Here is a 12,734-nt window from a genome sequence, read left to right on the forward strand (position 1 = left end):
TTCAACCGATTGTTAATTGCTTATTCGTCTGATAATGAAGAATCTTCAGAGATGCTTTGCTGGTGGGGGATAACATCGGTTGTCTCCTTGTCGGAACCGTTTTGTGACTTTGCAGACTTGCGTCCGTATTTAAGTTGCAGGCTGACAAAATCGGTTTTCCGCACATTGTTCAGGAAAGCGGGTGCGGCCTTAAAGCAAATACGGGATACCCATACTTTGTTGGCGGTGCATTCTTCCGGTTTGTCCACTGCTTCACTGGTGATACTGGGGTAGAAATTGCCCAATCCATCGATGGAAACAGTACGCCCTTCCTTCAGGTGAGCGGCAATAATATCCGATAATTGAGTAAGTGCAGAGAGTACGTCTCCGTTTTGAAGAGAGCTTCTTTCTGCGAGTTGATTAGCAATTTGTACACTGTTTACGGGTTTTTTCTGTAAAGCGCGTGTAGTGGCATAATATCGTTCTTTGGCGATACCTTTGCTCTTGTCTACTTTCTTGGTAACTGCGTAATTGATGGACATTAGTATTTTAGGTTTTTAATATGAATACATTTCCTTTTTGCCTCTTATTATATAGGTATATAACATCTATAAGTTATGTCTGAAAACATCCGGATGTTTTAATAGATAACATCCGGATGTTCTGATATAAAACATCCGGGTGTTTTGATATATAACATCCGGATGTTTTAATACCTTAATTTTAGACAAAGGTATGTGAAATAATGGAGATATACAAGGAAAATAAGCTGGAAAGCTGTTATTACAGTCTGTGATTTTATTTAAATAAGTGGTTGCTTGGTGATAAAATACTTTAATTGATTGTTTTATTTAGCATGAAACCATTATTTAAGGTATCTATAATAAAATAAATGCAGGAAGTAATGCTATTTATTAAAAAATATGTTATATTTACGATTTAGAATATGATTTGAGTTTGTAGTATAAATCTATAAGTCTTTTTATTATGAAACGGAAAATCTTTAGTTTGATTGTGGTGCTCGTTGTTACGATTTCTTTTATCAATGTTTGGATTTCAGTTGGTTCAACTAATGCAAAAGTGAAGTTGCGTTTGGCTGCGATAGACGCAATGGCAATGATTGAAGCAGAAACACCTGGAGATACTGAACTTTCGCTTTCAGGATCATGTAAGATTACTTTTACTTGTTATGATAGCTGGACGGGAGCGGCGGATGGTAGTATTACTTGCTGGGGAGCTGAATATTGCAAACGAGGAATTAAAAAGGAAGGTATAGTTATTATTACAGAGACTCGGTGGGTGGAATGTGATGGTAAAAGAACAGAATGTTGATTATGAGCGCTTCTTTTAATTTATTAGACAGGAAGAGACTGAAAGGCTTGTTGTTATTTTGTCCGGTTTGGGTGTTATTGTTCTGGGGATGTGGACGTACGGTCGAATCTCCTGAAAAAGTGTTGAAATGTGAACTCGTTTCTTACATAAAGAGTTATCCTGATTCTTCATTTTTCTCTCAGGTGGGTACAATGCAATATCAGGATGGTAAGATTTATTTGTTGGATGAGGCTCGGAGAGATGTGGCTGTTATGGATTTGGAGTTTTCTGATTTTAGTTTGATCGGTAAACCTGGAGATGGACCTGGAGAGTTGGTTCGCCCTGTAGGATTTTATGTTGAGAAGGATACAGTCTATATATTGGATGGAGGAACCGTGAACGTAAAAAGATATTTTGATTCGGAATTTATATCTTCTTTTTCAGTTCCTGCTGCGAACGATTATCGTTTCTTTATGAATAAAGATACTATTTTCTTATCAGCAGTTACTGACTCCACTTTTTATACGAAGAGTGCTGAAAGTTGGCAAAGAGGGGATTTGTTTACACTTGTTTTGGCAGGGAACGTCCATGATTTTGGTAATGCTAGGAGGAATATGGTGCTTAATCAGAGGCATTTAGTAAAAGACAGTACTTCTCTATATGGTATTACAAGCAGTTCTTCTTTATTAGGAAAATATGATTTGTCATCTAATAAACAAGTAGCTACTTTTGATTTATCTTCTGTTTCCTTGATAAAAGATAACCTGACTTACGAAGGAAGTCAACCATATGATCCTAAGAGTTATTATACTTTTATTTCGGATGCTTATGCGATGAATGGCTATTTGTATTTGCTTTGTTCAGAACTGAAGGATCGGGATAAGGGAGGCTTTCGGGTAAATAAGATATTGTGTCTGAAAACAGAGCCTGAATTACAATTGGACGTTATTTATGCGCTTCCAGGTGAGATCTATACTTCTTTTTGTGTTACTCCTGATTATATTTTTGCAACAAACTATAGCAATGAACGTATTGAGAAATTGGCTTTACCTGTTTCCGATTAGTCTTTTAATGATACTTCTGTTTAGCTGTAATCAGATAAAAGAGTATGATGCCAAAGAGCGAACGAGCAGAAACACAAGAGTTCAACATTTGATTGAAAAAGATATTACGTGGCTGGTAGGAAAGAAATTAAATAGTGTCGATTCTATTTTGCCTAATGAATTATTGCATGAAAAAGTTTTGTTCTTGTTTAATTATCATGACTGCGGTACTTGTATTAAGACGGGATTTGCTGTTGTCAATAGTATAGACAGGCAGAAGGGTAAGGAATATGTAAAGGTGATTGGTTCGATGATTTCAGATTTAACATCTGTGCAGCGTTTCAATGAGTATCATGGATATATTTATGTAGACACAAAGGATTTAATAAGAAGAGAACTCAAATATGCTCCCACTCCAATGCTATTGCGTGTAGATACTGATAATCGGATTCTTGAAGCATTGATTCCAACTACCGAAATGGATAATCAGACTATCAAAATGTTTATTGCATCCTGTCTGAAAAGATAGAAGAGTGTCTCGAAATAATGTGGGTTATTAATTGTTTGTAAAGATGACTTGGATATAGAATACATAGAGGATAAATGTCATCTACGACGAGGCTTATTTGAATGGAGAGATCATTGATGATCTTTTAAAAATGACTGTACTCCTTGTAAGGCAATCATATGACAAAGGCTATTGACTTTAGGTATGAGTGTAAGATAATTGTAATAAATGAAAAACAAATTATGAAAATAGTGAATATCTTTGTAGCCTTATTCTGTCTCACGGCATGTTCGTTGTCTAATGGTTTGAAGGACAGGCTGATTTTGAAACCTCAATCCATATTGATTGATCCGGACAAAGTGAAAGACTTTATTGATTTGACCCCTTTGTTGAGAGATTCGGTTGAGATTATTCCTTTGGAGACTAAAGATGAGTGTTTGTTATCCGAAATTGAACGGATTGAATTCTATAAAGATCGTATATTTGTACTTGATAGAACTCGCAAAGGAGTTTACATGTTTGATCAATCCGGGCGATTTATCGGTAAGATTGGTTGTCAAGGAAGTGGTCCGGGAGAATTTACCTCTGTTGGATTCTTTTGTGTTACAGGAGATTCTGTTTTAATTTCAGATCAGCATCAATCTAAATGGATAGTTTATAATCTTCAAGATAAGAGAACCACGGAATTTTCTTGTGGTGAGTTTACTTATTTGAATGGGTTCTTGATGGGGAGGAATTTATATTTAGTCTCCAATTATAACAAGTCCCAATCAGATCGTTTTAATCTTTATAAGTTTGATTTATCTACTCGTAAGATAGAAGAGGTTTTAATTCCATTTGAAGAAAAGATGGATAAGTATAGTACTACCGCATTTACTATTTATGATAGTCAATATCAAGATACAGCTTTTCTGATTTATCCCTTTAACGATACTATTTATGAGGTAAGTTCTAAAGGAACTCAACCTTTTTATACGATTGATTTTACTCAACGTAATCTTCCTGATGATATAGAGCCGATAAATAATAGCTTTCGTCTGGCTGTTGCAAAAGGAAATTTTGTGAAAGGGTTGAGTTATATGCAGATGTCTGGGAATTACATATTAGGACGTTATGCAGATAAGGGATACTTTCGCTATCTCTCTGTTGACCGGAGTACGCTTAAGTCTACAGTAGGCAACAGTTTTGTTGTGAGGGATTTAGGATATCTTCCTGTTACTTCTTTCTATACCATCGGTGATGCTTTGGTCTCTGTGTACTCTGCAAGCGCACTGATGCAGATGCTTGATGTTATATTGTCTCCGGATTCTCCTATAAAAGAAAAATATAGAACTAAATTTGAGTCTTTGAAACAGATAACTAATTGCGAAGGTAATCCTGTATTATTGAAATTTCAATTTGAGAGTGCTGAATGAAAAAAAAGTACCTTGTAATTGTTTTATTGTTCTTGGTGGCTAATACTTGCTATATTTATCATCAGCATGTAGGCTTAAAGAAAGTGCATTCGTTTCTTTCTGAACTGAGACAAGATACAGGAGAACGGTTGGGCATATTAGAAATGCAAAAAGAGGATAGAATGTATGAAATACAGTTCAATGGTCAATTAATTGATAAAGAACTGACTGTTATTGATACTGATGGCAAACAGAAAAAAATAGGTGATTTAATAATAGACAATCCCAAATTAGTATTTAGGTTTTCCGAACTTAATTGTGATAAATGTATTGATGCTCAAATACGTAATTTGAATGAGTATGTTGATTCAATAGAACTTCAAAATATTATTTTATTAACAGATTTCCAAAGTCTTGAATATATGCGTAGCTTTCAGAAATCAAATAAAGTGAAATTTGCTATTTATAACATGGAGGCGGAGATCGATTCTGTTTTGGTGAATATTGATTTACCTTATTTTTTTGTTTTGACTCCTCAAGAAGAACGGATTCAATGTATGTATATTCCTCATAAAGAAATACCTTTTTTGACAGAGGTATACTTATCTTCTGTCAAGAGGAAGTTTTTTACTGATTTGGAATAATAAAAAGAGCAGAAAGGGAATCACTCTCTTTCTGCTCCTTGATACACAACTAAAAATCTGCACTAAAATGATTTATAGAAATCGACAATGCATGTGGCCTATTGTCTAAAGTCTTTCAGTTCTTCCTGTAAACGCTGGCGGGTGAAAAAGATACGGCTCTTTACTGTCCCGAGCGGCAAGTCCAGTTTCTCAGCTATTTCACGGTATTTGAATCCGGAAACGTGCATAGAGAAAGGCACTTTATATTCTTTGGGTAATGAATTGACGATGCGGTGCATCTCTTTTAAGTCGTAACGACTTTCGGTACTGTCGAGTCCTGATTCTTGCGGAAGGCTCAGATGATAAAGATTATCGGTCTGATCTACAAAAGTCTGATCGCGTACTACTTTGCGATAATTATTGATGAAGATGTTGCGCATGATGGTGTACATCCATCCTTTAAAGTTAGTGTCGGGAGTATATTTATCTTCGTTATCTAACGCTTTAAGAGAGGTTTCCTGCAACAAATCGTTTGCTTCTTCACGGTCGGTTGTTAGTTTGTATGCAAAGCGAAGTAGCTCTTCCTGAACTCCAATTAAATCTTTTCTGAAGCTTAAACTTTTCATAACGTTGCTTTTTAAATTGTGAATATTCGTTGTTTTTCGATGATGCAAGTTTACGGCATTTTTTAGACAGTGACGGGGGAAAATTAAGCTTTAAACAGGGTAAAAACTGTCAAATGATAGATTTTGGGTGTATTTTGATAGTTTTTGGGTGTTTTTGGGACGCTGGGTTTTCTATCTTTGCGTCGGTTTAAATATAAATGGGTGTGAAGAGAAATACTAGACATAGGATTTGGCTTGCATGGATGTTACTGATGACATTTATGCCCTTGTCTGTCGTGAAGGTTTTTCATAATCATTCCGAAGAAACTTCGATAACCTGTACAGACGCACATTCCGGAAAGTCCCATCACACATGTGAGACTTGTCCCATCTGTCAGTTTATGCTTTCTCCATTTATTGAAACCCCTTCTACTCTTCTGACTTATACGCCCCTTTACGTAAAATGGGAGAGTGGAACTTTTCAGGATAAAAAGCTTTCTATCGCTTTCTATCCGCATTATCTTCGCGGACCTCCTCCTGTTTTTTATCATATCGTTTAAATTGCGAAGGCAGACTGGATTTAATTTACCGTTTGTCTTCTTACTCTGTTTTATTTAACTAAGACGATTTAAGTATGCGTATCGGATTTTTTTCGGGTATGCTGGGAGGGTTATGTTTAATCTCTACCTTGCATGCTCAAGAGCCCGATTCACTGAAAGCCGTGTCCTTATCTGAAGTGGTGGTGACGGAGAGTTATCAGCATCTGAAGAATAAGAACTCCACATGGCGTATGGAGGTGGTAGGGAAAGAGTTTCTGCGTGAACACTTCACAGGGAACTTGATACAAACTCTTGGAACACTTCCGGGAGTACATTCCATGGATATCGGTTCGGGCTTTTCTAAACCTATGATTCGCGGAATGGGATTCAACCGGATTTCGGTTGTAGAAAATGGGATTAAGCAGGAGGGACAACAATGGGGAGCCGATCATGGACTCGAGCTGGATGCATTTAATGCCGGTCAGGTAAGTATTCGCAAAGGTCCTGCTTCCTTATTGTATGGTAGTGATGCAATGGGAGGGGCTATTGAACTTGTTCCATTACCATTGCCTGCGGGTAACCGGTTATTCGGTGAAGCGAGCTTGTTGGGGAAATCCGTCAACGGTACATTGGGAGGTTCACTGATGCTTGGGATCAAAAAAGATGCCTGGTATACCTGGGCAAGGTATTCGGAACAACACTTTGGGGATTATCGTATTCCGACGGATACTATTGTCTACCTCACCCAACGTATGCCTGTTTATCACCGAAGGCTTAAAAATACAGCCGGTTTTGAGAGAGATGTCAGTTGGGCTGCCGGATTTAGAAAAGAACGGTATGTCTCTTCTTATTGGGTGAGTAATGTTTTTCAGAAAACAGGATTCTTTCCCGGTGTACATGGCATTCCCGATGTGTCGCGTTTGCAGGATGACGGGGACAGCCGTAACATAGAACTTCCGTACAGCCAGGTGAATCACTTGAAAGTTTCTACCCGGCAGAGCCTTTTGTACGATAAATGGGCGCTGACGTGGGATATTGGCTTTCAGAAGAATCATCGCGAGGAGTGGAGCCGGTTTCATACTCATTATGATGCTCAGCCTGTACCGGACAAAGATCCGGATAAGGAACTGGCTTTTACGTTGAACACTTATAGTTCTGCTGTTAAGCTGAAGTTGTTTGCTTCTGCCGTATGGCAACACACGGCAGGATGGGATGTACAATATCAGAGGAATACGATTGCCGGTTATTCATTTCTTTTGCCTGCTTACCGGAGATTTACCACAGGGGCTTTCTGGATGACCACTTATCGTCCGGGACCCACTCTGTCCTTCAGTGGAGGACTTCGCTATGATTACGGAAAGATAGATGCATCCGCTTATACCGATCCTTACTTGGCAATATATCTGCGGGAGCAGGGTTATGGTGATGAATTTATCCGGAAGTATGAATGGCGTAGTTACCCCGTTCGTCGCCATTTTGGCGATTATTCCGGCTCACTGGGGTTGGTATGGAGTCCTTCCGGAGGTCATCTGCTTCAGGTAAATGTCGGCCATAGCTTCCGGTTGCCGGGAGCCAATGAATTGGCATCGAACGGAGTTCATCACGGCACTTTCCGGCATGAACAGGGAGATGCAGCGCTTGCTTCCGAACGCGGTTGGCAGTTTGATGCTTCATATACCTATGAAAATGGGCCGTTGTCGGTAAGTTTGTCACCATTTGTCAGCTGGTTCAGCAATTATATTTTTCTTCGGCCTACCGGAGAGTGGTCGATACTGCCCCATGCCGGACAGATTTACCGGTACACCGGTGCGGAAGCCCTGTTTGCGGGCGGTGAAGCTGCAGTGGGCATTGACTTCCTCCGACACTTTAACTATCGTGTCAGTGGAGAATATGTCTATACTTATAATTGCGATGAACATATTCCTCTAAGTTTCTCGCCTCCTGCTTCACTCCGCAATACACTGACGTGGCAATATAAAGAGTTCAGCATCTATGGTGAGGTACAGCATATTGCCGCACAACACCGGGTGGCACGAAATGAAGATCCCACTCCCGGAGCGCAGTTGTTGAATGCCGGAGTATCTGCCAACCTCCGGATAGGGGGTATATGGGCCGAGGTGACTTTATCAGCCCGGAATTTATCCGGTGCCAAATACTTTAATCATCTTAGTTTTTACCGGAAAGTAGAAATCCCCGAACCGGGACGGAACTTTCAGATTTTAATTAAAGTACCATTTAAAAGTTTATTAAAATGAAAACAAAAAATTATTTGTCAATAATCAGTATCTTATTTTTTTCTTTTCTGTTCGTGTCATGCTCTAAAGAAGACGAAGGCGATACGATAAAACCCGTCATTGATCTGCTGGAACCTGAAGAAGGCGCTATATTAAGAATCGGAAGTTCTCATGGAGTACATTTTGAGATGAATCTTCACGATAATGAAGCGATTGCTTCCTATAAGATTAATATTCACAACAACTTTGACGGTCATTCGCATACCAGGGCATCGGAAGCGGGAGTAACCAAGCCTTTTACATTTGAAAGGACCTATACGGATAAGGCCGGACAGAAAGATGCACACGTACATAACCATGATATTAAAATACCGGCTGACGCCACTCCGGGAAACTATCACCTGATGGTTTACTGTTTAGATCAGTCGGGCAATGAAACTTATGTAGTACGTAATATTGTGTTAAGCGTGGAAGGAGGTGAAGAGGGAGAACATCACCATGATGAACATCATCATGATTAAATAGAATACCTGAGCCTGAATATGAGTGGGACCATACCGACGGATGAGGAGTTAGAAAATCCCGTCCCCAGGTATGGTCTTCTTTTGTGTGTCGTTCTTTATTGCTTGATAATTAGCCTTCTCACCTCTCTTTTTTCATCCTCTTTTTCTGATAAACGACCTCTTTTACCCTTTTTTGATGGGACAAAATCTGTATTTTCTACCGATTTATTGCGATTAATAAAAAAGAACAGTTAATTTTGCGCAATCATTTCATCTAAAAAGAATGGCTGACGACTCTTTATTTTTAATAGATATTGATAAGATACTTCAGACGAAAGCTCCGAAGCACTACAAGTACATACCAAAGTTTGTCGTCTCCTATCTGAAGAGAATTGTACATCAGGAAGAATTAAATGTTTTTCTGCGCGATTCGAAAGATAAAGTGGGAGTCGATTTTCTGGGGGCTTGTCTTGAGTTTCTGGATGCAAAGTTGGAGGTGAAAGGTCTGGAAAATATTCCGAAAGACGGTTTATATACGTTCGTGTCCAATCATCCGCTGGGAGGACAGGACGGTGTTTCTCTCGGATATATTTTGGGACGTCATTTCGATGGGAAGGTGAAGTATCTGGTGAATGATTTGCTGATGAACCTTCATGGCTTGGCACCATTGTGCATTCCTATTAATAAAACAGGCAAACAGGCAAAAGATTTTCCTAAGATGGTAGAAGCCGGATTCAAGTCGGACGATCAACTGATAATGTTTCCCGCTGGACTTTGTTCCCGGCGGCAGAACGGAGTGATTCGCGATCTTGACTGGAAGAAAACATTTATCGTAAAAAGTGTTCAGTTTCAGCGTGATGTGATTCCTGTCCATTTTGAAGGGCGTAACTCTGATTTCTTTTATAATTTGGCTAATTTATGCAAGGCACTGGGGATTAAGTTTAATATTGCTATGCTTTACCTGGCGGACGAGATGCTGAAAAATCGCCATAAAACATTCACCGTCACTTTCGGAAAACCCATTCCGTGGCAAACATTCGATAAGTCGAAAACTCCGGCAGAGTGGGCACAATATGTGAAAGATATCGTGTATAAACTGTAACAGATTAAGGAACAACTACTAACAAAGTATATGGAAGAAGTTATTGAACCGGTAAGCAAGGAGCTGATTATAGCTGAGTTGACTGAAGACAAGCGGTTGCGTATGACCAATAAGAGTAATAATCAGATATACATTATTACTTATCAGGACTCTCCTAATATTATGCGGGAGATCGGGCGTCTGCGTGAGATTGCCTTTCGGGCTGCAGGAGGCGGTACGGGGCTGTCAATGGATATCGATGAGTATGATACGATGGAGAATCCGTATAAACAATTGATTGTATGGAACCCTGAGGCAGAAGAAATTTTAGGAGGCTATCGGTATATTCTGGGGACGGATGTGCGTTTTGACGAGCATGGTGCTCCGGTTCTTGCTACTTCGCACATGTTCAATTTTTCGGATAGATTTGTGAAGGAATTCCTGCCTACCACTATTGAACTCGGGCGTTCGTTCGTTACATTGGAATATCAGTCAACCCGTGCCGGGAGCAAGGGGCTATTTGCTTTGGATAATCTGTGGGACGGATTGGGGGCATTGACGGTTGTGATGCCAAATGTAAAATATTTCTTTGGTAAAGTAACGATGTATCCCAGTTACCACCGTCAGGGAAGAGACATGATCCTTTACTTCCTGAAGAAGCATTTTGGAGATAAAGACGGACTTATCACTCCGATGAAACCGCTGGAAATGGAGACGGATGAGGCTGAACTGGCAAGGATTTTCTGCAAAGATTCATTTAAGGATGACTACCGGATACTTAACGGTGAGATCCGTAAACTCGGTTTTAATATTCCACCGTTAGTGAATGCTTATATGAGTCTCAGTCCGACCATGCGTATGTTTGGTACGGCTATCAATTACGGTTTTGGAGATGTAGAAGAGACCGGTATCCTGATTGCCGTTGACGAAATCCTTGAAGAGAAACGGATGCGTCATATCGAATCGTTCGTGAAAAACGATCCGGAAGATTGCCAGATAACTTCCGGGGTGAATAAGGTTTTCACACCGAAAGTCGTTACACCGCAGGAAGACTGTTCCCGTTGATTTTGCGATAAAGATCCAGGGCAAAGACATCGGTCATGCCCGAAATATAATCGAGCACCGCCTGTACTCTCTCGTAGAGTGCAGGCGCTTTTATATTATATTGTCCCGATACGCGGTTAATGAGCAGCTGTGAGTAAGCCTTCTTCGGCGAAGTGACGGCATCGATCATCAATTCAAGGAGTGTATTGATAACCCTGAACCCCGCCAGCTCAATGTCCAATACATCCCGTGAACGGTAAATCTTGCTGAAAGATACCTCCGAACAATGCTTGTATGCTTTTCCCGGACGTTCTGATATATGCTTGATCAGGGCACCTTCAAAGGTTCCTGAAAGTATTTCGGTTTCGTTATTTAAAAATACCTGAGTGCACTCCTTTATCAACAACCCGATAACTGATGAGCGGAGGTAAGCGATCTGTTCGTTCGTGTCTTTGACAATATCGAACGTTTTTCGGATATGTGTCTGGCGTTCATCTGCGAAGTAAGCTAACAACAGTTCTTTGGTTTCTTCTGTAGTGAGGATTTTCAATTTATGGGCATCCTCGATATCCATCATCTGGTAACAGATGTCATCGGCAGCTTCTACCAGATAGACCAACGGGTGGCGTGCGTATTTTAAAGGGCGGTCGCTGAGCTGAATAAGACCCAGTTCCGTTGCGATACGGCGAAATCCCTCTTCTTCGGTGGTGAAGAATCCGAATTTGGACTTATTTCCTGCGAGGCTTGATGAAAAAGGATATTTTACGATAGAGGCCAAGGTTGAATAAGTCAGGACAAATCCACCTTTCCGACGTCCTTCGAATTGGTGTGTCAACAATCGGAATGCATTTGCGTTCCCCTCAAAATGTGTCAAATCATTCCATTCCATCGGTGAGAGCTTCTCTTGGAGCTGAGCTCCTTTTCCTTCTGAAAAGAAGGTAGAAATGGCCTTTTCACCGGAGTGACCGAAAGGAGGGTTACCCAGGTCGTGCGCCAGACAGGCGGCAGAGACAATGGAACCGATTTCGGGTAGGAAGGAGTCTTGCAGTTCGGGCTGTCGGGCGAGGATCGCTTTCGATACATCGTTGCCTAACGAACGTCCTACACAAGATACTTCAAGGCTATGTGTCAGTCGGTTGTGAACAAAAATACTGCCCGGAAGAGGAAAAACCTGGGTTTTGTTCTGAAGCCTTCTGAAAGGGGCGGAGAAGACAAGACGGTCATAGTCCCGCTGAAACTCCGAACGGTTTTCCTGACGCTCTTCGTGAAACTCTTCCATGCCGAAACGCTTAGCTGAAATCAATCTTTTCCAGTCCATCATGATCTTTACAATTTGGTATTTGCACATTATTTAACTGCAAAAGTATGAATTTTAGGCTCAAATTGCGTATTTTCGCCCGTTAAATAGTAAACAGACTGAATATGAACATACAAGTAATCAATAAATCGAAGCACCCGCTTCCCGCATACGCGACCGAACTTTCTGCAGGAATGGATATCCGCGCTAATATTTCCGAACCTATCTCTTTGGCTCCCATGCAACGATGCCTGGTTCCTACAGGACTGTTCATAGCTCTGCCACAGGGATTTGAGGCGCAAATTCGTCCTCGGAGCGGACTGGCTTTGAAGAAAGGGATTACTGTACTGAATTCTCCCGGTACCATCGATGCAGATTACCGTGGTGAGATTTGCATCATCCTGGTAAATCTTTCGGCCGAGACGTTTGTCATAGAAGATGGGGAGCGTATTGCACAGATGGTCATTGCGCGCCACGAACAAGCTGTATGGAAAGAAGTTGAGGTACTGGACGAAACGGAACGCGGCGCGGGTGGTTTCGGACATACCGGAAGAGGATAGATGTTCGGTCGAA

At 40.6% G+C, this 12,734-nt stretch carries 14 protein-coding genes; 11 read left to right on the forward strand and 3 right to left on the reverse strand.

Annotated features, from left to right (window positions below):
* Positions 1-20: 20 nt before the first annotated feature.
* Positions 21-521 (reverse strand): HU family DNA-binding protein, encoded by a 501-nt coding sequence (locus BSHG_RS15980; protein WP_005796726.1) that lies wholly within the window; start codon positions 519-521, stop codon positions 21-23.
* A 445-nt stretch (positions 522-966) separates the two neighbouring features.
* Here BSHG_RS15980 and BSHG_RS15975 point away from each other — a divergent pair, with 445 nt between their 5' ends.
* From BSHG_RS15975 to BSHG_RS15955, 5 genes are all read left to right on the forward strand, one after another.
* Positions 967-1,311 (forward strand): hypothetical protein, encoded by a 345-nt coding sequence (locus tag BSHG_RS15975; protein WP_008658043.1) that lies wholly within the window; start codon positions 967-969, stop codon positions 1,309-1,311.
* A 2-nt stretch (positions 1,312-1,313) separates the two neighbouring features.
* Positions 1,314-2,354, forward strand: coding sequence for a 6-bladed beta-propeller (locus BSHG_RS15970; protein WP_225550342.1), 1,041 nt, complete (start codon positions 1,314-1,316; stop codon positions 2,352-2,354).
* Positions 2,314-2,862, forward strand: coding sequence for a hypothetical protein (locus tag BSHG_RS15965; RefSeq protein ID WP_008658047.1), 549 nt, complete (start codon positions 2,314-2,316; stop codon positions 2,860-2,862). Before BSHG_RS15970 ends, BSHG_RS15965 begins: the two co-directional genes overlap by 41 nt.
* A gap of 221 nt (positions 2,863-3,083) precedes the next feature.
* The gene (locus tag BSHG_RS15960; RefSeq protein WP_225550666.1) at positions 3,084-4,256 is read left to right on the forward strand and encodes a 6-bladed beta-propeller; all 1,173 of its coding nucleotides are present in this window, start codon (positions 3,084-3,086) and stop codon (positions 4,254-4,256) included.
* Positions 4,253-4,879, forward strand: coding sequence for a hypothetical protein (locus BSHG_RS15955; protein WP_008658051.1), 627 nt, complete (start codon positions 4,253-4,255; stop codon positions 4,877-4,879). Before BSHG_RS15960 ends, BSHG_RS15955 begins: the two co-directional genes overlap by 4 nt.
* A gap of 98 nt (positions 4,880-4,977) precedes the next feature.
* On the opposite strand, the gene BSHG_RS15950 is transcribed toward BSHG_RS15955, so the two are convergent.
* Positions 4,978-5,484 (reverse strand): RNA polymerase sigma factor, encoded by a 507-nt coding sequence (locus BSHG_RS15950; RefSeq protein WP_005784022.1) that lies wholly within the window; start codon positions 5,482-5,484, stop codon positions 4,978-4,980.
* 197 nt (positions 5,485-5,681) lie between these two features.
* On the opposite strand from BSHG_RS15950, the gene BSHG_RS21295 reads away from it, so the two are divergent.
* From BSHG_RS21295 to BSHG_RS15930, 5 genes are all read left to right on the forward strand, one after another.
* Complete coding sequence (locus BSHG_RS21295; RefSeq protein WP_005784025.1) at positions 5,682-6,023, forward strand: hypothetical protein; 342 nt, start codon at positions 5,682-5,684, stop codon at positions 6,021-6,023.
* A 74-nt stretch (positions 6,024-6,097) separates the two neighbouring features.
* A complete protein-coding gene (locus tag BSHG_RS15945; RefSeq protein ID WP_008658053.1) occupies positions 6,098-8,257 on the forward strand; it encodes a TonB-dependent receptor in 2,160 nt (719 codons plus the stop codon).
* Positions 8,254-8,757, forward strand: a complete 504-nt coding sequence (locus BSHG_RS15940) for a DUF4625 domain-containing protein (protein WP_008658054.1) — start codon at positions 8,254-8,256, stop codon at positions 8,755-8,757. Before BSHG_RS15945 ends, BSHG_RS15940 begins: the two co-directional genes overlap by 4 nt.
* A 265-nt stretch (positions 8,758-9,022) precedes the next feature.
* Positions 9,023-9,841 (forward strand): 1-acyl-sn-glycerol-3-phosphate acyltransferase, encoded by an 819-nt coding sequence (locus BSHG_RS15935; RefSeq protein ID WP_005784029.1) that lies wholly within the window; start codon positions 9,023-9,025, stop codon positions 9,839-9,841.
* Between the two features lie 30 nt (positions 9,842-9,871).
* A complete protein-coding gene (locus BSHG_RS15930) occupies positions 9,872-10,885 on the forward strand; it encodes a GNAT family N-acetyltransferase (protein WP_005784031.1) in 1,014 nt (337 codons plus the stop codon).
* Here BSHG_RS15930 and BSHG_RS15925 read toward each other — a convergent pair.
* Positions 10,857-12,185, reverse strand: a complete 1,329-nt coding sequence (locus tag BSHG_RS15925; RefSeq protein ID WP_008658056.1) for a deoxyguanosinetriphosphate triphosphohydrolase — start codon at positions 12,183-12,185, stop codon at positions 10,857-10,859. The two genes, BSHG_RS15930 and BSHG_RS15925, sit on opposite strands and share 29 nt — an antisense overlap.
* 101 nt (positions 12,186-12,286) lie before the next feature.
* Here BSHG_RS15925 and dut point away from each other — a divergent pair, with 101 nt between their 5' ends.
* Positions 12,287-12,721 (forward strand): dUTP diphosphatase, encoded by a 435-nt coding sequence (gene dut / locus BSHG_RS15920; protein WP_005784036.1) that lies wholly within the window; start codon positions 12,287-12,289, stop codon positions 12,719-12,721.
* Positions 12,722-12,734 lie beyond the last annotated feature (13 nt).

It is taken from the genome of Bacteroides sp. 3_2_5 (assembly GCF_000159855.2).
Classification (GTDB): domain Bacteria; phylum Bacteroidota; class Bacteroidia; order Bacteroidales; family Bacteroidaceae; genus Bacteroides; species Bacteroides fragilis.